This window comes from Primorskyibacter sp. S187A, assembly GCF_049800955.1.
In the GTDB taxonomy this organism is placed as follows: Bacteria; Pseudomonadota; Alphaproteobacteria; order Rhodobacterales; family Rhodobacteraceae; genus JAKVBH01.
This window is the reverse complement of sequence record NZ_JBNAGA010000001.1, coordinates 1,898,380-1,919,963: the sequence shown is the minus strand read 5'-3', so window position 1 is coordinate 1,919,963 and position 21,584 is coordinate 1,898,380. Positions and strand designations below refer to the sequence as shown.

Annotated in this window: 23 protein-coding genes and 1 tRNA gene; 16 read left to right on the top strand and 8 right to left on the bottom strand. The window is 59.9% G+C overall.

The genetic code is table 11. The annotated features are described in order from the left end of the window. Positions 1-49 precede the first annotated feature (49 nt). A complete protein-coding gene (locus ACP15S_RS09565) occupies positions 50-451 on the top strand; it encodes a hypothetical protein (RefSeq protein ID WP_425039339.1) in 402 nt (133 codons plus the stop codon). Between the two features lie 54 nt (positions 452-505). On the opposite strand, the gene ACP15S_RS09560 is transcribed toward ACP15S_RS09565, so the two are convergent. The 3 genes from ACP15S_RS09560 to ACP15S_RS09550 are packed head-to-tail and all read right to left on the bottom strand — an operon-like array spanning position 506 to position 1,973. Beyond that, positions 506-1,057, bottom strand: a complete 552-nt coding sequence (locus ACP15S_RS09560) for an HD domain-containing protein (protein WP_425039683.1) — start codon at positions 1,055-1,057, stop codon at positions 506-508. A gap of 23 nt (positions 1,058-1,080) precedes the next feature. Next, positions 1,081-1,320 (bottom strand): hypothetical protein, encoded by a 240-nt coding sequence (locus ACP15S_RS09555; RefSeq protein ID WP_425039338.1) that lies wholly within the window; start codon positions 1,318-1,320, stop codon positions 1,081-1,083. Then, positions 1,320-1,973 (bottom strand): alpha/beta hydrolase, encoded by a 654-nt coding sequence (locus ACP15S_RS09550; protein WP_425039337.1) that lies wholly within the window; start codon positions 1,971-1,973, stop codon positions 1,320-1,322. Before ACP15S_RS09550 ends, ACP15S_RS09555 begins: the two co-directional genes overlap by 1 nt. A 170-nt stretch (positions 1,974-2,143) precedes the next feature. On the opposite strand from ACP15S_RS09550, the gene ACP15S_RS09545 reads away from it, so the two are divergent. The 14 genes from ACP15S_RS09545 (at position 2,144) to ACP15S_RS09480 (ending at position 12,210) form a co-directional block, all read left to right on the top strand. Further along, complete coding sequence (locus ACP15S_RS09545; protein ID WP_425039336.1) at positions 2,144-2,605, top strand: Rrf2 family transcriptional regulator; 462 nt, start codon at positions 2,144-2,146, stop codon at positions 2,603-2,605. Positions 2,606-2,685: 80 nt separating this feature from the next. Further along, the gene (locus ACP15S_RS09540) at positions 2,686-3,729 is read left to right on the top strand and encodes a cysteine desulfurase family protein (protein ID WP_425039335.1); all 1,044 of its coding nucleotides are present in this window, start codon (positions 2,686-2,688) and stop codon (positions 3,727-3,729) included. A gap of 16 nt (positions 3,730-3,745) precedes the next feature. Continuing rightward, entirely contained in the window at positions 3,746-5,266 is a 1,521-nt protein-coding gene (sufB, locus tag ACP15S_RS09535; RefSeq protein ID WP_425039334.1) for a Fe-S cluster assembly protein SufB, read from the top strand. Positions 5,267-5,341: 75 nt separating this feature from the next. Then, a complete protein-coding gene (locus tag ACP15S_RS09530) occupies positions 5,342-5,515 on the top strand; it encodes a hypothetical protein (RefSeq protein ID WP_425039333.1) in 174 nt (57 codons plus the stop codon). Further along, positions 5,512-6,012 (top strand): cupin domain-containing protein, encoded by a 501-nt coding sequence (locus ACP15S_RS09525; RefSeq protein WP_425039332.1) that lies wholly within the window; start codon positions 5,512-5,514, stop codon positions 6,010-6,012. The genes ACP15S_RS09530 and ACP15S_RS09525 overlap by 4 nt, the downstream gene beginning before the upstream one ends. A 43-nt stretch (positions 6,013-6,055) precedes the next feature. Further along, positions 6,056-6,370 carry a heavy metal-binding domain-containing protein gene (locus tag ACP15S_RS09520; protein WP_425039331.1) on the top strand — a complete coding sequence of 105 codons (315 nt, stop codon included), beginning with the start codon at positions 6,056-6,058 and terminating at the stop codon, positions 6,368-6,370. Continuing rightward, entirely contained in the window at positions 6,367-6,975 is a 609-nt protein-coding gene (locus ACP15S_RS09515) for a hypothetical protein (protein WP_425039330.1), read from the top strand. Before ACP15S_RS09520 ends, ACP15S_RS09515 begins: the two co-directional genes overlap by 4 nt. A 126-nt stretch (positions 6,976-7,101) precedes the next feature. Beyond that, a complete protein-coding gene (locus ACP15S_RS09510; protein WP_425039329.1) occupies positions 7,102-7,641 on the top strand; it encodes a hypothetical protein in 540 nt (179 codons plus the stop codon). 107 nt (positions 7,642-7,748) lie between these two features. Beyond that, positions 7,749-8,504 (top strand): Fe-S cluster assembly ATPase SufC, encoded by a 756-nt coding sequence (gene sufC, locus ACP15S_RS09505; protein WP_425039328.1) that lies wholly within the window; start codon positions 7,749-7,751, stop codon positions 8,502-8,504. Beyond that, positions 8,504-9,781, top strand: coding sequence for a SufD family Fe-S cluster assembly protein (locus ACP15S_RS09500; protein ID WP_425039327.1), 1,278 nt, complete (start codon positions 8,504-8,506; stop codon positions 9,779-9,781). The genes sufC and ACP15S_RS09500 overlap by 1 nt, the downstream gene beginning before the upstream one ends. Before the next feature lie 9 nt (positions 9,782-9,790). Beyond that, entirely contained in the window at positions 9,791-10,270 is a 480-nt protein-coding gene (locus ACP15S_RS09495) for a YIP1 family protein (RefSeq protein WP_425039326.1), read from the top strand. Then, positions 10,267-10,866, top strand: coding sequence for a Yip1 family protein (locus tag ACP15S_RS09490; RefSeq protein ID WP_425039325.1), 600 nt, complete (start codon positions 10,267-10,269; stop codon positions 10,864-10,866). Before ACP15S_RS09495 ends, ACP15S_RS09490 begins: the two co-directional genes overlap by 4 nt. After that, on the top strand, positions 10,859-12,079 hold the full coding sequence (locus ACP15S_RS09485) for a cysteine desulfurase (protein WP_425039324.1): 1,221 nt from the start codon (positions 10,859-10,861) through the stop codon (positions 12,077-12,079). Before ACP15S_RS09490 ends, ACP15S_RS09485 begins: the two co-directional genes overlap by 8 nt. Before the next feature lie 54 nt (positions 12,080-12,133). Further along, positions 12,134-12,210 (top strand) — tRNA-Arg (locus tag ACP15S_RS09480). 8 nt (positions 12,211-12,218) lie between these two features. Here the strand turns inward: ACP15S_RS09480 and ACP15S_RS09475 are convergent. Further along, entirely contained in the window at positions 12,219-14,948 is a 2,730-nt protein-coding gene (locus ACP15S_RS09475) for a peptidoglycan-binding protein (protein WP_425039323.1), read from the bottom strand. 10 nt (positions 14,949-14,958) lie between these two features. Continuing rightward, a complete protein-coding gene (locus tag ACP15S_RS09470) occupies positions 14,959-16,275 on the bottom strand; it encodes a hypothetical protein (RefSeq protein ID WP_425039322.1) in 1,317 nt (438 codons plus the stop codon). Between the two features lie 884 nt (positions 16,276-17,159). On the opposite strand from ACP15S_RS09470, the gene ACP15S_RS09465 reads away from it, so the two are divergent. Next, positions 17,160-18,578, top strand: a complete 1,419-nt coding sequence (locus tag ACP15S_RS09465; protein WP_425039321.1) for a hypothetical protein — start codon at positions 17,160-17,162, stop codon at positions 18,576-18,578. Position 18,579: 1 nt separating this feature from the next. Here ACP15S_RS09465 and ACP15S_RS09460 read toward each other — a convergent pair whose 3' ends face one another. The 3 genes from ACP15S_RS09460 to ACP15S_RS09450 all read right to left on the bottom strand — a co-directional run bounded on the left by ACP15S_RS09460 (position 18,580) and on the right by ACP15S_RS09450 (position 21,448). Continuing rightward, positions 18,580-19,686, bottom strand: coding sequence for an acyltransferase family protein (locus ACP15S_RS09460; RefSeq protein WP_425039320.1), 1,107 nt, complete (start codon positions 19,684-19,686; stop codon positions 18,580-18,582). After that, complete coding sequence (locus tag ACP15S_RS09455; RefSeq protein WP_425039319.1) at positions 19,686-20,681, bottom strand: sterol desaturase family protein; 996 nt, start codon at positions 20,679-20,681, stop codon at positions 19,686-19,688. The genes ACP15S_RS09460 and ACP15S_RS09455 overlap by 1 nt, the downstream gene beginning before the upstream one ends. A gap of 197 nt (positions 20,682-20,878) precedes the next feature. Beyond that, positions 20,879-21,448, bottom strand: a complete 570-nt coding sequence (locus ACP15S_RS09450; RefSeq protein WP_425039318.1) for a YcbK family protein — start codon at positions 21,446-21,448, stop codon at positions 20,879-20,881. Positions 21,449-21,584 lie beyond the last annotated feature (136 nt).

Genomic DNA, 21,584 nt, shown 5'->3' with positions numbered 1-21,584 from the left:
AACGACAGATGCCGCACGGGCGGAGAAACTGTTTTCCGCTGCGCGTCGAATGCTGGACGTGCTTTGGATTGTAGGCGCCATGGAGCGTGCGGATGAATGCGTCGTTCCGGATGCGCAGTTCTACATAGATCATAGCGAGAGCCCGCTCTCAGCGGCTGAGCACGTTGATACGATCCAGCAATATCATATTCAGACGCGTTTCACGCGCATTGAGGTCCTTGAGTTTGCCGCGTTAGACGACGAGCGATGTTACATTCGAATTAAGTGTGATCTGCACATCAAGGTCATCGACGCCTACTGCCACATGTATGTCACGATATTGCTCAAGGCACGCGATGATCGCGTGGCGGAGTGTCGGTATATCGTGGATCGGTATGCCATGCTGGGCGAGCTTGGTGCTCTGCCCGAAGACGCATACTATCTCGCGCTGGCGGGAGAAAAGTTCACTTAGCGTGATCATCTTGAAAAGGCTTTGTCGTGCACGCCCCATGCCCGCAGGGCGTGTTTAAAGCTTGTCGAGGAAGGCCTTGGCTTTCGGGGCAATCCAGTCCCACAGTTTGGGTGCGCCCGCTGCGATCTTTCGGCCAACTTTTTCGTGCAGCTGCGCAAAGCTGACATTGTATTCAACCCAGGATCCACCGCCTGTAGCGAGGTTCTGGTTGGGCGGTTGGAAGCGATCGAGTGATTTGGCAAATCGCGCGTCTGCGGTTTCATTGGCCTCGAATTCATCCCACAGGCGCCGCAGCGCCTCACCTTGCTCTGAGGGCAGAAGCCCGAAGAGACGCGTCGCGGCCGCTTGCTCCTGCGCCGCGAGCGCTGCGGCGTCGTAATCGCCAAAGATAGGCGCATCACCCGCATCAATCTCGACCAGATCATGCAGCAAAAGCATCTTGATCACTCGGTCACGGTTGACGTTTTCCGGCGCGTGCTCACTCAGGATGAGCGCATACATGGCCAGATGCCAGGAATGCTCGGCCGAGTTTTCCTGTCGGCCACCGTGAACCCGCGTGGCGCGCGAGACCGATTTTAGTTTGTCGATTTCTTGCAAGAAAGCCATCTGCGCATCAAGGCGCGACGCTGTCACTGGGATTGATCCTTCAGCTTCGCTTCAAACGCTGTCAGGCGGTCCTTGAGCATGGCCCGCGCCTTGCGGTTGGCCTGAATGACGCGCACGGCAGTGAGAAAGGCCTCCTCAGACGTCTGGGATGACGCGCCGAGAAGTTTGGCGATCTCTTTCGGCAGATCCTCGTCATCCATGATATCGGAGGCCTTGAGCACATCCTCGGCCAGCTTGTTGGCGAGATCCTCTGCCAATCCCATCAGCGTGTGGTCTCTGTCAGGCGGCGCTTGACATAATCGGTCACGCTGTCGGTCAACGTGTCCATATGCTCATTCTCGAAGAAATGCCCGCAGCCTTCGATTTCCTGATGCGTGATCGTGATGCCCTTTTGCTCGTGCAACTTGCGCACCAGCGAGCGCGTATCGGGCGGCGGCGCCACGCGATCGGACGTGCCGTTGATGATCAGGCCCGAGGAGGGGCAGGGCGCGAGAAAGGAGAAGTCATACATGTTTGCGGGTGGGGCGGCCGAGATGAAACCCGTGATTTCCGGACGGCGCATCAACAATTGCATGCCGATCCAGGCGCCAAACGAGAAGCCCGCGACCCAGCAATGTTTGGAGTTGTTGTTCATCGACTGGAGGTAATCAAGCGCCGAGGCTGCATCCGACAATTCGCCCACGCCCTGATCGTATTCCCCCTGTGAGCGTCCAACCCCGCGGAAATTGAAGCGCAACACGGTGAAGCCCATGTTGTAGAAGGTATAATGCAGGTTGTAGACAACCTTGTTGTTCATCGTCCCGCCAAACTGCGGATGCGGGTGCAAGATGATGGCGATGGGCGCGTCGCGCTCTTTCTGGGGGTGGTAGCGGCCTTCAAGGCGGCCTTCGGGTCCGGGAAAAATGACCTCGGGCATGAGCGCGTCTGTCCTTCAACTGGCCTGATGCTTGACGTATTTGCTCAGGCTCTTTAGAAACATTCTAAATCCCGGCGGGTCCGGGTCTTTGCTGCAAATAAGCCTCTGTGCGGGGGGCGTCAACTCACGGCCAGATTTAGGCAGGCGATGCCGAGGAACAGGGGGCGCGTATGAAGCTGAGTACGAAAGGTCGCTACGCAATGGTGGCGCTGGCCGATATTGCGCTGCAGCCGGACGGACATCTCGTGACCCTGGGTGATATCGCGGAGCGGCAGGACATCTCACTGCCCTATCTCGAGCAGTTGTTTGTCAAGCTGCGGCGCGCGGATCTCGTGGTCTCGGTGCGCGGCCCGGGCGGCGGTTACCGGCTGGCGCGCGCCACGTCAGAGATCAGGGTTGTGGATGTGCTGGCGGCGGTCGATGAGACGGTCGATGCCATGCATAAGGGGGCGGGCGCGAAGGGTGCTTTGTCCGGTTCCCGGGCCCAATCCCTGACCAACCGGCTTTGGGAAGGTCTCTCGGCGCATGTTTATGTCTTTTTGCATCAGACGCGGCTGTCGGACGTGGTGGGCAATGATCTGGCGCCTTGTCCGGCAGTTCCCAACCTCTTCGATGTTGTTGATGAAGACTGAGCGCTAGGGTCGATGTCGCATTGGGGCTCTGCCCCAAACCCCGAGGTATTTGAGGACAAAAGGAGGGCTGGGAGCGCGCCATGCAGCGGGTTTATCTGGATTACAACGCCACAACGCCCGTGCGACCCGAAGCGCGCGCGGCGATGATTGCAGCGATGGATCTGGTGGGCAATGCGTCGTCCGTGCATGCGGAAGGCCGCGCCGCCAAGGGTTTGATCGAGCGGGCGCGGGGCCAGGTGGCTGCGGCCTTGGGCGCTGACGGGGCCGATATCGTATTCACGTCCGGCGCGACCGAGGCGGCGGCTTTGGCCCTTGCGGACCGGGGTTTGCATGGCGCGGATATTGAGCATGACGCGGTGCGCGCCTGGGTGCATTGCGATCTCAATGTCTCACCGGACGGACGGGTGTCTGCGGGTGATCCTCAAACATCTGTGGTTCAGTTGGCCAATTCGGAAACCGGGATCATACAGGATCTCCCTCAAGGTCTGGCGCTGTCGGATGTGACGCAGGCTTTTGGCAAGGTGCCGCTGGCGTTCAATTGGCTGGGCTGTGAGATGGCGTTGATCTCGGCGCACAAGCTGGGCGGGCCCAAAGGCATCGGCGCTTTGGTTCTGCGGCAAGGGCTGGATGTCCCTGCGCGGATCAAGGGCGGCGGTCAGGAGATGGGGCGCAGGTCGGGTACGGAGAATGTCATCGGCATTGCCGGTTTTGGCGCGGCGGCGGAAGCTGCGGCGCGCGATTTGGCCGATGGCGTATGGGACCGCGTGCTTGAAAATAGAATAATTCTAGAAAAGGCCCTTGAGGCTCAGAGTTCAGAGACTATTTTTGTCGGGAAATCTGTGACTCGTTTGCCCAATACCGTGTGCATCGCGACGCCGGGCTGGAAAGGGGAGACGCAGGTCATGCAGATGGATCTCGCTGGTTTTGCAATCTCGGCCGGATCTGCCTGCTCCTCGGGGAAGGTGAAGGCGTCCAATGTCTTGATGTCCATGGGGTTTGACGAAGATGTGGCCGGCTGCGCGATCCGCGTGAGCCTTGGGCCTCAGACGAGCGAAGACGATGTCCTGCGTTTTGCCGAACGTTGGGGCGCAACACTGAAAAAGCACCGCGCGCGCGCCGCGTGACAAAAGGGAGAGCCAGATGGCCGCTTTGGACACGACGAAGGTCAAGGATGGTGTTGAGAAGGAAACGGTTGAGGCCGTCGCCAATCTCGGGACGTATAAATACGGCTGGGAGACCGATATCGAGATGGAATATGCCCCCAAGGGGCTGACGCCGGATATCGTCAAGCTGATCTCCGAGAAAAACGAAGAACCCGAGTGGATGACCGAGTGGCGGCTGGCGGCTTATGAGCGCTGGTTGCAGATGAAAGAGCCTGATTGGGCGATGGTCGATTATCCGGAAATCGACTTTCAGGACCAGTATTACTACGCGCGCCCCAAAAGCATGGCGGAGAAGCCGAAGTCCCTCGATGAGGTCGATCCCAAGCTCTTGGCGACCTATGAGAAACTCGGCATTCCGCTCAAGGAACAGATGATCCTTGCGGGCGTCGAAGGCGCGGAGAATGCACCTGCAGAGGGGCGCAAGGTTGCGGTTGATGCGGTGTTTGATTCCGTCTCGGTCGGCACGACCTTTCAGGACGAGTTGAAGAAGGCCGGTGTGATCTTCTGCTCCATTTCCGAAGCGGTGAAAGAGCATCCCGAACTCGTCAAGAAGTACCTCGGCAGTGTTGTGCCGGTGCAGGACAATTTCTATGCGACGCTGAATTCGGCGGTCTTCTCCGATGGGTCATTCGTCTATGTGCCGCCCGGCGTGCGCTGCCCGATGGAGCTGTCGACCTATTTCCGGATCAACGCTGAGAACACGGGCCAGTTCGAGCGGACGCTCATCATTGCCGACAAAGGTTCATATGTGTCCTATCTCGAGGGCTGCACGGCGCCGCAGCGTGACACGTCGCAGCTGCATGCGGCGGTTGTGGAGATCATCATCGAGGAAGATGCTGAGGTGAAATACTCCACGGTTCAGAATTGGTATCCCGGCGATGAAGACGGCAAGGGCGGCATTTATAACTTCGTGACCAAGCGCGCCGATTGCCGGGGTGATCGCGCCAAGGTTATGTGGACGCAAGTGGAGACGGGCTCTGCGGTGACGTGGAAATACCCCTCCTGCATTCTGCGCGGTGATGACAGCCAGGGCGAGTTTTACTCCATCGCCATCGCCAACAACATGCAGCAGGCCGACACAGGCACGAAGATGGTGCATCTGGGCAAGAACACCAAGAGCCGCATCGTCTCCAAAGGCATCTCGGCCGGTAAGGCGCAAAATACATATCGGGGCCTCGTGTCCATGCACCCGAAAGCCAAGGAAAGCCGCAATTACACGCAATGTGACAGCTTGCTGATTGGTGACAAATGCGGGGCGCATACCGTTCCCTACATCGAGGTGAAAAACAATTCGTCTCGCGTCGAACATGAAGCCACGACCTCCAAGGTCGATGACGATCAGCTCTTCTATTGCCGTCAACGTGGCATGGACGAAGAGGAAGCTGTGGCGCTTGTGGTCAACGGGTTCTGCAAGGAAGTCTTGCAGGCTTTGCCGATGGAATTCGCCATGGAAGCGCAGCAGCTTGTTGCGATTTCGCTTGAAGGGTCCGTGGGGTAAGTCGGAGCGCTGTGCGCGCTCCAGCCCCTTGGTTGGGGGCGGGGCGCGTTGGTGCGGCAACTTGGGAAGGCTGTGATGCAAGCGGTGCTCGTGACATCCGTGCTGACAGGCGTGTTTTGCGCCGTGTTTGCAACGATCATTGATGCGGTGACGGATGCGCTGAACATCTGGACCGTCATCGCACTTGCCTTCACCAGCGGCTTTCTCGGCTCCCTTTTTGCGCAACTGGTTCTGGGACGCAGGAAATGAACACGCCGGTTATGAATGTCGAGGATGCGGAGTTGTTTCCCATGCAGGGAGGCGATGGCTCCAAATTTGCCGCCAGCGTCGCGCAGATCGGGCGCGCGATCGGAGCGGGCGGGCTTGGGGCCATGTTTGTGACCGTTGAGCCCGGCAAACGCGCCTTTCCGTTTCACAACCATCTGGGCAATGATGAGATGTTCGTCATTCTCGACGGCGAAGGCCTGTATCGGTTCGGCGAGACCGAACACGCGGTTCGAGCGGGTTCGGTCTGTGCGGCGCCGCGTGGCGGGCCCGAGACAGCACATCAATTGATCAACACGGGCAACACGCCCCTGAAGTATCTCGGCGTCTCGACCATGCAGGATCCCGACGTGGTCGAATATCCCGATAGCGGAAAGTTTGCAGCCATGGCCATCGCGCCGGGGACGGGCTTTTTTGATGCGCATCTCAAGGTTGTCGCGACACGCGCTGATAGCCGTGACTATTGGGAGGGCGAAGTATGACGTCTTGCAGAGAACACCTTGAATGCGAGCGGAAAGGGCAACCATGATCATCACGACCACAAATGGCGTAGAAGGCCGCAAAATCATCGATTATCGCGGCATCGTTGTCGGTGAGGCGATCATGGGCGCCAATGTCGTCCGCGACGTCTTCGCATCCATCACCGATATCGTCGGTGGACGGTCCGGCGCATACGAAAGCAAACTGCAGGATGCGCGCGACACGGCGCTGCGCGAGTTGCAGGAGCGGGCGCAGGCTGTTGGCGCTGATGCGGTCGTGGGCGTCGATCTTGATTATGAAGTCGTGGGCCAATCCATGTTGATGGTGTCGGCGTCAGGAACGGCGGTGGTCCTGTCGTGAGCCAAACGTCGGTCCAAACCCTGGTGCGCCCCGAGCTCACCCTGCCAGCGGAGGAGGCGCGCGCATTGCGTGAGGCCTATGCCGATGCGCGGGTGATCCTCGAGTATGGCTCAGGGGGATCGACTGTTGTCGCCGCTGACATGCCCGGCAAACGCGTCTTCTCGGTCGAGAGTGATGCGGATTGGGCGCAGATGATGCACCAGTGGTTTGCGGCGCATCCGCCCGCAGAGGGCACCGAGGTTGATGTGCTTTGGTCCAATATCGGCAAGACGAAGGAATGGGGCCACCCGGTCAACCATAGCGAATGGCGCCGCTATCCGCGGTATGCCATGGGCGTTTGGCAGCAAAAGGGGTTTGAGCAGCCCGATGTGGTTCTGGTGGATGGTCGCTTTCGTGTGGGCTGCGCGCTGGCATCTGCCTATCTGACGGAAAAACCGATCACCATTCTCTTCGATGATTTTGCCCCGCGCGAGAGTTATCACAAAGTGCAGGAGTATCTCGGCCCGGCTCGGATGATCGGCCGCATGGCCCGTTTCGACGTGGAGCCCGCGCCGATCCCCAAATCAGCGTGGCTCAAGCTGACGCAATTCATGTATCGACCGTGAGCTGCGCCATGATCTGTGACATCTGTTTCAAGTTTGATCGAAAAACCGTCTCCCTTGTGCCCTTGTTTGGTCGCAAAGGGACAGCAGGTTGCGGCCAAGAGCTGCTAATCTGCGAGGCTGCCGCCCATGTCGATGACTGTCGATCATTCCTTCCACGCGCGACTGGCGCGTATTCAAAACGACCCGGGCGCCAGCGCCGTGCCCACGCCGGGAGATATCACCAACGGCGGAGCCATGTCGCACGCGTCTTACAAGCGTGTTCTGGCAACCCAGGAAAAGAAACCACTGTTGAACACGTTGCTTCTGGGTTCGATCGCGCTGGCCATCGTCAGCCTGTTGAGCTTTGTGGCCACGCTGCTCGTGGCCGACATCGTCTTTCCGCTGGCCGAAACGAGCTGGACGCTCAAGAGCTGGTTCATGGCCGTGTTGGCGGCCGGGGTCCTCGCAACACTCGTCTGCGCCAATGCTCTGGCCATCTCGCCCCCGCTGGCAACACCGCAAGCTGTGCTCTGGGTCGTGATTGCCGAAATGATCACCTACGAAGCCATCTTCCGCTTGCCTGCGGAAGCGAGCCTCGTGCTGAACGAGAAGATCGTCATGGCCATCGTTTCGTTGACAGAGGCAGGGTCATCCCCGGCCAGCCTCTCGCTGACCGGCCTGTTCTAAACTCAATCCCTCATGCTGCATTGGGCAGGGCATCTTTGGATGCTCTGCCCTTTGTCGTGGGCTCACATCAAATCAACGCATTGCGCGACATGGAGAAGGAATAGAAGATGCTGGAAATCAAAGACCTGCACGTCAAACTTGAGGAAGAAGACAAGCAAATCCTCAAAGGTGTCGATCTCACTGTCGAGGCGGGCAAAGTGCACGCGATCATGGGCCCCAATGGCTCCGGCAAATCGACTTTGTCTTATGTCCTGTCGGGCCGCGATGGTTATGAAGTGACCAGCGGTGAGGCAACGCTTGACGGCGAAGACATCCTTGAGATGGAAGCGGAAGAACGTGCCGCGGCCGGCCTGTTTCTCGCGTTTCAGTATCCGGTGGAAATCCCTGGTGTCTCAAACAACATCTTCCTGCGCACAGCCGTAAATGCGCAGCGCAAGGCGCGCGGCGAGGATGAGATGAGCGCAGGGGATTTTCTCAAGCTTATTCGCGAAAAGGCGAAATCGCTCAAAATTGATGCGGATATGCTCAAACGCCCGGTCAACGTCGGCTTCTCCGGCGGTGAGAAAAAGCGCAACGAAATCCTGCAAATGGCGATGCTTGAGCCCAAAATGTGCATTCTGGACGAGACGGATTCCGGGCTGGACGTTGATGCCATGAAACTGGTCGCCGAAGGCGTGAACGCGCTGCGCGACGCGGGCCGTGGCTTCCTCGTCATCACGCACTACCAGCGTCTGCTCGATCATATCAAACCTGATGTGGTGCATATCATGGCCAACGGTCGCATCGTGAAAACCGGTGGCCCGGAACTGGCGCTTGAAGTCGAGAACAACGGCTACAGCGATATTCTGGCGGAGGTGGCATAATGGCGCTGCCGCAAGTCAAACAGGATGCAACCGAGGCGCGTCTGGCGGGGTTGAGCCTGCCGGATGCAGATTGGTCCAGCTCCGCACGCAAGGCCGCATTGGCGCGTGTGCAGGAGATGGGACTGCCCGGCGCGCGGGACGAATACTGGAAATTCACCCGACCCGAAACGCTGGTCCAACCCGATGCGCCCGTGGCGGCGCTTTTCGATAATGACGAAGCGCCGGTTTTCGGCGAGGTGGATCGGATTCAGATTGTTTTCGTGGACGGTGTTTTCGATGCCGAAGCGTCCAGCGATCTGAGCCTTGAAGGGGTCAGCATCACGCGTCTGCGCGAGGGCGGGGACATTCACTGGGCTTCCAGCCTTTATGGAACGCTCGAAGCTGCAGGTCAGGTGCCGGTCCAACGTCCTCTGGCGGCGCTGAACACGGCGTTTGCCACAGATGGTGTGTTGATCCATGTGACGGGCAAAGCGTCCAAGCCCATCAATCTGAGCTACTTTCACCGCGCCGAGACGTCTGATGCGATCCTGCATCATTGCGTGAAGGTGGACGAGGGCTGTGAGGTCACGATCCTCGAAAACGGCCCCGCGGCGGCGCGGTTCAACAAGTGCATCGAGTTTGACATCGCCGATCATGCGACGGTGCATCATGTACGGATGCAAGGCCGCGATCACGAACGGCGTGCGGCGACGCACAATTTCGCGCGCCTTGGCACGGAAAGCGCGTTCAAGAGCTTTACGCTGACGGTCAACGGAGTGCTGACGCGCAACGAGACGGTGATCGAGCTGACAGGCGATGATGCTGTGGCGCATGTTGCGGCCGCTTGCATGGGCGATGGCGATTTTCATCACGATGACACGGTTTTCGTCACCCATGATGCGGTAAACTGCGAAAGCCGTCAGGTCTTCAAGAAAGTGCTGCGCAATGGGGCGACGGGCGTTTTTCAGGGCAAGATCCTTGTGAAGGAAGGCGCGCAGAAGACCGATGGCTATCAGATCAGCCAATCGCTCCTGCTCGATGATGACAGCCAGTTTCTCGCCAAGCCTGAGCTGGAGATCTACGCCGATGACGTCGCGTGTTCCCACGGTTCGACCTCGGGTGCGATTGACGAGGAAGGGTTGTTCTACCTGCGCTCGCGCGGTGTCCCGGAAGGGCCGGCGACGGATCTTCTGACCATCGCGTTCCTTGCAGAGGCCGTGGATGAGATCGAGGACGAGGCCCTTGCGGCCGAAGTGCTGGATCGCATCGAGGCATGGCTGATCCGGCGCCGCGGCTGACGGGTTCCGATGGGCGTTCTCAATGATATCGCGGCCACGTATCGCGGGCCCCGGCGCGTTTTGCGCCGGTTGCTCTCGGCGGGGCAGCGCGAGGATCGTGCGCTTGCGATCCTGATGGGCGCCTGCACGTTGATGTTCCTGTCGCAATGGCCGCCGCTGGCGCGTCAGGCGCACCTGGAGAACACCGAGTTGCAACCCATGATCGGCGGCGCGCTCATGGCCTGGCTGTTTGTCGCGCCGTTGCTGCTCTATGTGATTGCGGCGCTGTCTCGGTTGGTGGCCAAGCTCTTTCGCGGGCAGGGCGATCACTTTGGCGCGCGCATCGCTCTGTTCTGGGCACTACTGGCGACATCACCGCTGGCGTTGCTCAATGGCCTCGTCGGGGGCTACATCGGGCCGGGGGTTGAGTTGCAACTGGTTGGCTTTGTCTGGTTTGTGTGCTTCGTGTGGTTTTGGCTGTCGGGCATGATCGAGGCGGAAAGCGCATGACCTTTAACACGAAGTCTATTCTGGAGCTCTCCCTGCGCTCTGTCAGTGAGCCGCGCGAGGTGGCTCGCGACCTGATGGCGCTGAATATCCCGCACACGGCGCTCTGGCCTGCTCTGGGCGTGGTGGTCTTGCTGAGCACGGTCCTTTCTGGCGGTCTCAACATGCTGTCGCCTGCATCCGGTGGGCCATTGGCGGAATTGATGAACCGGCCTTTCTTGTCCGCCTTCATGACCTTCGGGGCGCTGGTCCTGACAATTTTTGGGTTGCACTGGGCCGGTCGCATGTTTGGCGGCAAGGGCCGTCTGGGCGACATGATCCTTGTCATGACGTGGTTTCAGGCAGTGCTCTTTGTCGCGCAGATTGCGCTCGTCCTCGTGACGCTGGCGCTGCCGCCTCTGGGGGCTTTGCTGTTTTTGGGTTTCATTGGCGTGTCATTCTGGATGGCTGTGGCCTTTGTGGATGCAGTTCATCACTTTGAGAGTTATTTCAAAGCGTTTGGCGTGATCATGTTTGCCTTGGTTGCCATCGCGTTTGGTCTGTCGATCATGCTCAGCCTTATGGGCGTGGGCGCTGAAGGAGTTGTCGGAAATGTATGATGTGTCCAGAATTCGGGCGGATTTTCCGATCTTGAGCCGTGAGGTCAACGGCAAGCCGCTGGTCTATCTGGATAACGGGGCATCCGCGCAAAAACCGCAGGTTGTCATCGATGCGATCACGCGGGCCTATGCAGAGGAATATGCCAATGTGCATCGTGGCCTGCATTTCCTCTCCAATCTCGCTACCGAGAAATACGAGAGTGTGCGCGGCACGATCGCCAGGTTCCTAGGCGTGAAAGACGAAGACGAGATCGTTCTGAATTCGGGCACGACCGAAGGGATCAACACCGTCGCTTATGGCTGGGCCATGCCGCATCTTGAAGCCGGCGACGAGATCGTCCTGTCGGTCATGGAGCACCATGCCAATATCGTGCCGTGGCATTTCCTGCGCGAGCGACAGGGCGTTGTTCTGAAGTGGGTGGATGTGGCCCCGGATGGGAGCCTTGATCCGCAGGCTGTGATCGATGCCATGGGCCCCAGGACGAAGCTTGTGGCCATCACGCATATGTCCAACGTTTTGGGCACGGTCGTGGATGTGACCTCCATATGCGCGGCCGCCCGAGAGCGGGGCATTGCCACGCTTGTGGATGGCTCGCAGGCGGCGGTGCATATGCCCGTCAACGTGGATGCCATCGGCTGCGATTTCTATGCCATCACGGGGCACAAGCTCTACGGGCCCTCTGGCTCCGGTGCGATCTTCATGCGCAAGGACCGTCAGGCGGAAATGCAGCCTTTCATGGGCGGCGGCGACATGATCAAGGAAGTGCACCGCGATCAGGTGATCTACAATGATCCGCCCATGAAGTTTGAAGCGGGCACGCCGGGGATCGTGCAAACCATAGGGCTTGGTGTTGCGCTGGATTACATGATGGGCATTGGCATGGAGGCCATTGCCGCCCATGAGAAAGACATTGCGGACTATGCGGCCAAACGGTTGGCAGGGTGCAATTGGCTGCAGGTGCAGGGCAATGCGCCGGGCAAGGGCGCGATTTTTTCCTTCACGCTGGATGGTGCGGCGCACGCCCATGACATCTCCACGATCCTCGACAAGAAAGGCGTGGCCGTGCGCGCGGGGCAGCATTGCGTTGGCCCCTTGATGGATCATCTGGGTGTATCAGCGACGTGTCGGGCGTCGTTTGGGATGTATAACACCACCGAGGAGGTGGATGTCCTGATTGATGCTTTGGAACTGGCGCATGATCTGTTCGCCTAAACGCTGCGTTTTGGGTTTGCCATGGGCGCAGCGGCATTGTAATCACCCTGTCAGGCACCTGTAGCTCAGCTGGATAGAGCGCTGCCCTCCGAAGGCAGAGGCCAGAGGTTCGAATCCTCTCAGGTGCGCCACTTCTCCATTATTTGAAAAGCTCCGCGAGGAAGGCATATTCCAACGCGACCGGCAGGTCCTTGTCCGTGGGCAGGATCAGGTAGCTGTCGAGCAAGGCATCCACCTCGTCTGCGCCATTGGTCGATTGCAATTCGAGCTCAAAGCCGGGCAAGGCAGCTTCCACAAGGCCGGCGCGTTGCTCGAAGAAATCGGACCGTGCCGTGCGATAGGCGGTGACACCCCTGAAATCGACAAACTCATTGTCGAGCTGCTCCAACCAGGCCACGCCATCCGCGAGCCCGGCTTTGTCTCCGGACAACTCCGCCAGTTTGCTCGCATGGGCCTCAATCGCCGCTGATACCCGCGCGTCGCGCAATTTGTTCAACTCGGCGCGGTAGGTCTTTTCGAGATCATTGGGAGCACCCTTGAGCGGCCGCAGGCCGATTTCCATCAGGCTTTCGATCTGCCGCGCGCCGGCGAGATCATTGGAGGCCAAAGCCGCGATCTCCAATGTGGGCTCCATCAGGGTCTTGGCGGTGTCTTTGCCGATCTGGCGAAGGCTGACCTGAAAACCATTGCGGTCCGCACGATCCAGATAAGTAATGAAATCACCCGATGCACTGCGGATCGCGTCAAAGACCTCCCTGGGCTCGCTCAAAGCGCGCACCTGTGCCAGCGCGGCGTCTGCTTGTGACTTGGCCAGCGTTGCGAGCCGCTGCTCGAGCTTGCCCACGACGCCCTTGGATTCAGAAGGCCAAAGCACATCCTCGTTTTCACTCACCAGCGTTTTGACGGCGTTCACGCGCTCAGCAATCTCGGTAAAGGCTTCGCCCGGGGCAGGAGGACGCCCGGCGGCATTGATTTCGTTGCGCGCAGCCCGAATTTTGCGGATCGCGAAAACAGTGGAGGAATAGCCATTTGAAGTGAGCTGTCGTTCGGGGTTGTCAGGCAGGACACGGTCCGCCGCAGCCCGATAGGTCTGCATGCGGTTGCGCGTGAACGGGTCCTGATTGCATTCCTGGCTGCCTACCATCCAGGCAGCTTTGCGCCGCTCCAGCGACATGCTGTCATAAGCTTCGCCAAACACGGGAATGAAATCGTCATCCGCGAAGATCTTGATCAGTCGCCAGGTATCGCCCTGACGGTTCTGGCGGTAAAAATCCCGACCCGGATATTCCTGATTGGCCTTGTCCGCCCAAGCGATGAGAGCTTCGCATTTGTCGCGCAGTGTTGCGGCTTGCCAAAAGCTGCCGCCTGTCGCGGGCGGCGGTGTCGTGAACACGAGGCGCGGGTGGCCCGCTTGCATCTGCTGCGCGGAAAAGCCCTGACAGGTGCCATTGGCGATTGTGCCACGCCCTGTGGCCGGATCAAAGACGAAGCCCGCATCCGGACGCGAGCCAAAGATGCCGTTGCGCACAGCGCGCTCAAACACAAAGTTGAGCTTGCCCGACCCATCTCCCATGGGCTCGCCGATATAGATCAGTTCGCCGGTGCCACTGCTCATGGAGTTCTCGCCATTGATCACCATGCGGATTTCCTGAATGCGCGCGTCGCGAGGGCGGAGCGTAAACTCGATTTCCGGGTTGGACTTGCCGCGGCGGGTATCGCATTGCATGGACCCATACCATGCGCCGGAAGGGATCTGGGGCGCGGTGGAAACAGGTAGCGTGACAGGGGCGGGCGCTTGCGCGCTGGTGTCGCCTGTGTCGGGGCTCTGCGCTGGCGTCTTGGGCGCTTGCTCTGCCGCCGTGATCACCTCGGCTTCGGTCGCGGGCTGTTCGACAGATGGAGCGGGGGCGGGTGTTGCGGTGACTGTCCCGGGCACGTAGGCGGCCAAGGCCCCCAGCCGGGCTTGCATCATACTGTTGAGGCAAGTGGTGTTGCCACCGCACTGATTGCGTTGCGCGACCCAGTTGCGTTGATCCACCCGCAGGTTTTCCTGATCGCCGGGCGCGAGCATGGCCATTTTCTGATTGTAAAGCGTCGCCAGAGCAACATCGAACGCAGCGAGATCTGCGGCGCCACAGATCGCAAACTCGGTCTGCGACCGGGCTTTGGCGCAATCGAAGCTGGGTTGTCCCGCGATGACCCGAGGTGCAGGTGCCGGGCTTGGCGCCGGGCGCTGCGCCGCAGCAGAGCGGCTAAAGGCCAGGGCGTCGCGCGTGGAGGTGGCATAGGGATCGCGGCCTTGCGCCGTCAAAAAGTTGGAAATGGCTCCAGCGGTGCCGCGTCCCGCGATACCGTCAATTGCGCCACGGTAATAACCCAATGCTTGAAGATTGCGTTGCAACTCCTTCATTTCATTGCGCGTTAGCGGGCGCTCGACGTTTGGATTGCCCGAGTTCAAGGCTTGGGTGTAGGTGTTGTTGAGCGCATTGAACTGACGTGCCGTGAGGTAGCCTGTGGTGCGCGCGCCAATGGAGCGTTGATAGCGCGCAATCGCCGCCCGCGTTCCTTTACCAAAGACACCATCGGCAACGCCTGCATTGTGGCCGAGCAGGTTCAGCGCCGATTGCGCCACCTGCTTTTGCGCGCGATTGAGGCGCACGTCCTGCACCGTCTGACGCTGGGGAGCAGGAGCCGTTTGCTGGCGTTGCTGCTGGCGTTGTTGTTGCGTTTGCTGGTTTTGGCGGCGGATCTCGTTTTCAACGATTGCGCCGACGACACCGCGCAACAGATCCGTCGCCGCATCAGCAGAGGCGAGGGTCGGCGTGATCAATGACCCCGACAGGAGAACTGCGGAAAATGCTCGTTTCATTTATATCACCTCACCCCGACCGGCAGCTTTTGAGCAGATCGGCAAATCCGTCATGGCTCTTGCCGATGGCCAAAACCTGTTTGAAGTCCCGCCCCAGCGTCGTCCATTCCGCCTCATCGAGGCCCACGGTATCGAGGCCCTTGACGAGACAACCGCAGTACCCCGCGCGTTTGAATTGCGCGGTGCAGGCGCTCTCGGCGCTTGTGCGTAAGCCCCTTTGCCGCTTCGCTTCCTGAGCCTTGGCCTGCTGTTCTTTCTGGCGTTCCTGGCTCTTGCGAAGGTCGTCGGAGAGCTCCGGCGCGCTGCCTGTCACATAGGCCCTGAGGTTGGCGTAGATGCGCTGGGTGACCTGGCTTTGACAGCCATGTCCAATGATCAGCTTGCCGCCGTCCTGCGCGCCGCTGGCTTGCAGCGCGGCTGCGTTTTGCTCCATGGCGACCATGCGCCCCATGCCGCCCTGGGTCAGGTCCTGCAGCATCTGACCCATCATCTCAAAGCCCTTCGTCGGAACCTGACCGGACCCAAGCCCGATGTTGAGGTCATTGCCAAAGGCTTTGTCGATCACCCGTTGCTTCAGGCGCTTGTCGAGGCGCACGTCGTAGAGCTGTACGCAGGATGGGTCTTTGATATTGAAGCTTCCTGCAAATTCTCCGTGGAAGGCTGCGAGGTAGATCCACACGTTGTCGACGCCCGCATAATTGGACTTGCCAAACCCCTTGACCTGAACGCCTTTCAGATTGCCGTCATAAAGCGCCCGGATCAGCCCGGGTTGGGAATAGCTGGCGGGGTTGAACTTTGGCTCGGGCGGCGGCGCGGGGGCGGCAACCACCTGCTGGGCAGGCGCAGCCGCAGGGGCCAGCGCAGCGGTCTGTACGTCTTCTGTGATCCCCGCCAATTCGTCCAGAGCAGCCAAGGCTGGCTCGAAGCCAGTTCCAGCGGCAATTTCATAGAGCGAGACTGCGAATTCCTCGTCTATCTCAACGCCGCCGATCCCGAAGTAGAATGCATCTGCGAGATAGGCATAGACCGGCCCGTAATCATAGCCTTCCTCCAGAGCCAGAAAGACAGCCGTGCCATCTTCCAACAGATTGGCCGCCCAAAGCGCGCGGCCCAGCTGGAACTGGAAGCGCGGTTCTTCGGGGTAGGTTTCCACAGCGTCTATGCAGTATTTTACGGCAGGTCCGGGGACGATTTCGTCGTCCAGGACGCCTGCGGCCCAGCGGTTGGGATCGTTGGGATGTGCGGCATAGGTGTCGCATTCGTGAAGCTCGGTCTGGGCGGAGGTTAACGTGGGCGCTGACAGCAAAGCCGCCGCAACCAAAGGCATCGCAAATCGCAAAAGGGAATCCCCCGGCAAAATCAAACTGTGTTAGCATCCTATTCATGTGGTTGAGAATCTGTCCAGTTTTGTGTCGAACCCTGGGGCTTATGGCCGCCGTCCTTGTGCTCTGTGCGGGGCCGCAACAGGTGCAGGCGCGGGTGTCGGATCTGATCCAGCCCGGTATTCAGCCTGATCAAAATCTCAGGTCCGGGACGGCGTCCGGTTTTCTGGACGAACACAGCTGGCGGGAGGCGCGCGGCGCGCGCGGTGGTGGATATCGCCCTGTTCGGCCATTGCGCCCGACGTTCAACCGGGCTGCGCGGCCACGCGCCAATACTGCGCCCATAGGGCGATCTTTCGGTCGGGCGGTGCGCCCATCTGGACCTGTCGCACGGTCCGTCGCGCCGCGTGCACCGGCCATCTCGAAACCCATGTTTCGCGGAACGGCGGGGCGGGGGGCACCGCGGGCCACCCCGCGCGCCGCGGCCCCTGTGCGTCCTGTCTTTCGCGGTGCTGCTGCTCCGAGACCGCGCGCGCCCATGGCCAGCCGCAGCGCGCCCGCCCAAAGGGTTGCGCCAAGAGCGGTCGCGCCATCGGTGCGCTCATCAGCCAAAGCCGCGTTCACGCGGGCGACAGGCGGGCGATCTGTTGCACAAGCAAAAGGCCTTTCCGTCCGTCAGAAGAGCGCGAAGCCAGGGTTCAATCGATCTGCAACCAAGGCTGCTCCAGCGGTGGCGCGCAAAGCCCTTGGCGCGCGCAATGCTGTAAAACGGAATGGAAAAGGGCTGACGCCGCGTCCTGTGAAAGCGCAAACTCAGACGCAGGCCCGCAATGCTATTCAGCGCGCTGCAACATCACGCCTCCCTGTGGCTCGCCCGTTCAACCGCGCTGTGAAACCCGCAGCCTCCGTCGCGCAGCGCGCGCAAACGGCCCGGGCAAAAATCGCGGGTCAGAAACCCGCGTTGCAGCCCAAAGCACCAAGCTCGAAGGTGCGGGGGGCGGCGTCTGCGGCCTTTCAACGCGCGGTCAAACCGCAGGGTGCAGCGCAAGGTACGGCCAAAGCGAAATTGCCCAACGACGCCCAACTCAAGTTTCAAAAAGCGGTCCCCAAATCCACCGCGCGCGCAGCTGGAGGAGCAACCAAGCCGCGCAGTCACTCCCAGTTCAGCACACAAGATCGCGGCAAGCTGAAAGCTGCGTTTGCCAAAGTGCGCACCAAAGCGCCTGTGATCTCGCAAAACAGATCCCGGCAAACGGCGGAGGGCGGCAAAAGCATGATCCAGAAATCCGCGCCCCGGCCCGAGCTTACGCCAAATGGCACACTGCGCCGCTCTGTCGTCGCGGCGAGCTTCCGGGCGCGTTTGGCCCAGGAGGCGCGCCGTGTCGCGCCCAAGGCGGGCGCAGGCGTTTCAAATGGCCGGGTGCAACCAAAGCGAGATTTTGCCAAAGCGAGCAACGCAGGAAATGCCGCCGTGCAGGCCCGCATGACCCGAAGTCGTGATGCGGCGCTCCAGCGCAAGGCCGCCGCTCCCCGAGCGGCCAGTGGCGGAGGGACAAAACCGCCCGGCGGCAGCGGAGGGAAAAGCGCTGTCAGTGCGCCGCCTGCGCCGCCGTCCGGCGGATCGCTCAAGGCCCAGTTCAACAAGGCAGCGAAGGCCGGGGCGTTGCGCGCGCAGTTTCAAAAACAGGCGACGGCGAAAGGCGCGTCCATTGACAAGAAAGGCATTGGATCTGTGGCCAAACGCGCCGCGGCGCCATTCAAGGATGGCGCGGGCGCAAATGTGAAATTGCTGAAGCTGAAGGGCGACAAACAATACCTCCAGGCCAATTTATTGTCGGTCCGCGTTGCGAAATCCCGGCAGGTTTTGGCGCAATCGCCGGGCTATAAGCCCAAACCGTCGACCGCCGCGCGATCCACACTCAAGACCCTGACTGGTTCGGATTTCAAAAAGCAGAATGTCACGAGCAAGATCTTTCAGAACCGGGATCAAAAGCTGCCCAAGATGACGAGGGACGGACATCCGATCCTTTATCGCGAATACTACACCAAGCCGAAGATTGGTTCTTTCCAACAGACGGCCCGGGTCCAGAACGGGCAGCTGCGGGTGAACATCGGGAGGAAAGACCTCAAGGAGCTCAACGCGCTCCGGCAGGGCAACAATCGCATTGTCGTAGGCTTCAAGATGCCCAAGGGCCAGCCGATCACGGATGCTGTGGCCAAGGCTTACGTGCCGCGCACCAAAGACATGGTGTCGGCGCGCTATACGGATTCTCATTACAAAGGCAAATACGCGGATATGTCCTGGTGATTCAGCTGCGGGCGGATTTTGCCCTGCGCGCGGTGATCTGGGACAGGGCCTGTCGGAAGAGCGGCAAAGGCCGTTCGAACAGAGCGGCAAAGGCGAAGCACAAAACAGTCACAAAAGTGAGCAGCACGGCGTCGTCGAGCCAGACATTGCCTGTTTGCAGGGGCGCGATGGCCAGAAACTGCAACAGCGGATAATGCATCACATAGAGTGAGAAACTGCCGCCCGCAGACCAGCTCAAGGCTGGAGAAACACGCATCAGGTGCGACCGGTCGGTGACCCGGCGGAGCAAATGGGCCATGCCAATCAAATGGCAGGTGACCAAAAGGCCCAGCAGCCAATTCCAGAGGATCTCGTTGGAAAACCTCAGGTCAAGCATGTGGTCGAGCGAGGCTGTGAGGGCGTAGAGCTGTGCGGGGAGATGCGCAAGTTGCGCGAGAACGTAGAGGATCACCGGCGCGATGGCGTAGAGCACCGCGCGGGGTCGTGGTACAGGCGTATGCGCCTGCTGCAAATGCCGGTAGAGCCAGACGCCCATGAGCCATGTGGGCATCAGCACGAGAATGTTGAGCCCAAAGACCCAAGCGCCCAAGAGCAAAAGGGCGATCCTGCGCAATCCGGCGGTGTAGAATGCAATGGCGAAAAGCGCGTAATAGGCGGCCTCATAGCTGAGCGACCAGAAAGGGCCGTTGGTGCCCAGACGCGTGGCGAGCCCCTGCCATTCGTTGGAGAAGCTCAGACCCCGCAGCAGCATGTCCCAGAGCGGCAGTGGGTTGTAAAACCATCCCTCGTAAACCTGCGGCGCCAGCGCGGCGCCGGTGCGATCCAGCGCATAGGTCAGCAGCAGGGCGGGCAGGGCGACCGAGATCAGACGCGTGGCGCGATCAAAGGTGAATTGCCGAATGCCGCCCGGTTTGTGCTGCGCCACATGGGCGATCACGAGACCTGAGAGCACAAAGAAAACAATGACGGCATCGCTGCCGAGGTTCCACTCACGCACCCAGAGCCAGCGACCATCCGAGAAACGGGGATAGGCGAAATGGGACAGGAGCACGATGAAAGCTGCGGCGATCCGCAACCCGTCGAGATAGGTGGACAAGCCGCGCGACATCACTCGGCCGGATGAATGCGGTCTGAGCCGTGCGCCTGAGGGGCCCTGCGGATCAGGCGTTTCTTGATCTGCTTCCAGCTGTCGCGCACGGGCACAACCATGGCGGCTGTCAGTGAGTTGTGGGGTTGGGCGATGCGATTGCCCTCTGCATCCCCCAGACCGTAAGCAATGTCCTCATAGCTCTCGGGCACGTAGAGCGTGCCAAACATCCAGTCCCAGATCGCGAGGACCTCGCCATAATTCTTGTTGTGGTGTTGGGGGGCGATGGAGTGATGGATCTGGTGTTGTGCGGGCGAGATAAACACATGTTCCACGACGCGGCCAAAGCTCAGCCAGACATGTGTATGCCGCAGGTTGGATCCGGCGATGTTGAAGAGCACATAGCCTGCGTTCACACCGACCAGCATCGTATAGCTGGGAACCTGACCGAAGGCTGACATCAACAGACCTTGCAGCGTGCCGATCAGGATGCCTTTCACGAAGGACGAAAAGATGTCGTAGAGCGGGTGTTTGCGGAAAACCGTGATGGGCGTCATGACCTCTGCGGAATGGTGCAGCGCATGGAAGGGCCAGAAAATGCGGCTCTCGTGATGGATGCGGTGGACCCAGTAGGTCGCAAAATCCCCGACGACGAGGAGCATGAGCGCGATCACGATCGGATGAAACGGGGTTATGCTGCCCGGCGCGTCGATCAGGCCTACAATCATGTTGGCCACGGTGGCCCCGAAGAAGACGAAGCTGAACACGCCCATGGCGGAGAAGACGCGGTTCACAACAAACACCTTGAGATCGACGATGTGTGAGGGGTGAAAATACATCCGTTTGGGCATGAGCCAGGCGAGAAACGGCTCTTCGATACGCCGCGCGCGGTATACGCCATAGGCAATCAAAACCGTCGTCAGGATGTAGAACGGCCAAAGGCGCGAGTTGGGCCCCGCGACGCTCGTCCAGATGTCGGACATCATGGTGGTCAAGACGGTGAGAAACATGTCCATTGGCGCATCCTGCAATCTGCTGCGCGAACTTTGCGCGCGGGTTTATGTTTGCAGGTCAGTGGGGCGGCGGTGGTGCCATGGCATGGCGAAATTATGGTTTTTGGAAACAATCCGTCTCATCAGGGGTGATTTGACTGCGCTCCAACAAAAAAGGCGACCTGTCTCGGCCGCCTCGTAACTCCGACAAGAGCGTCTTTTCAGCGTCCCCAGGTCCGGACAGGGCCGCAATCCATATGTACGAAGTTGGACCCGGAATAGCGGCCCACACCACCGGCACGGCAGGAGGCTGCTGCGCGCGAGACTTGCCCGACCGAACGGCCATTCACACGCAAGTCGGCGGCCTGGCCTTTCAGATGAAGCGAATTTTTCGCAACACCGCGCGAGCGGGACCGGAGCATCGCATTTGTCTTGGGGCTGCGGTAGCCAGACAGAAGCATGTAAGGTTCGTTGGTATCGAGCAGATTATGTGCAGCTGCCATGATGTCGATGGTGCGAAGGTCCATCGTTTTGACATCATTGGTGCGCCAGTCGCGCATGAAGCGGTTCACCTCAGCCACCGATTCCTTCAGGTAATCGCCTTCGATCCAGTAAATCATGTTGATCCGTTCGCCTGTGCGCCCGGAATACATGCTGATGGAGCGAATATCGCCCGCGCCGCGCAGAAACCCTGCGGCCTTGGAAAAGGTAGGTGCTGCTGTCACCATGGTTGCGGCGAACGCACCAAGAAGATGGCGCCGCGAAAGCCCGGTAGAAGTCGTCTCAGTCATATGTCTGCGCCGTCCGTCGCTTACCTGTAGCCCGTGGTGTGCCCCACAGTTTCTGCCATTCATCCCCCGTCATGGATTGTCTTTTGGCACAAAGAGAATCACAGGCCAAGGGGCGTTTTGTTTCCGGCTTTCAAAT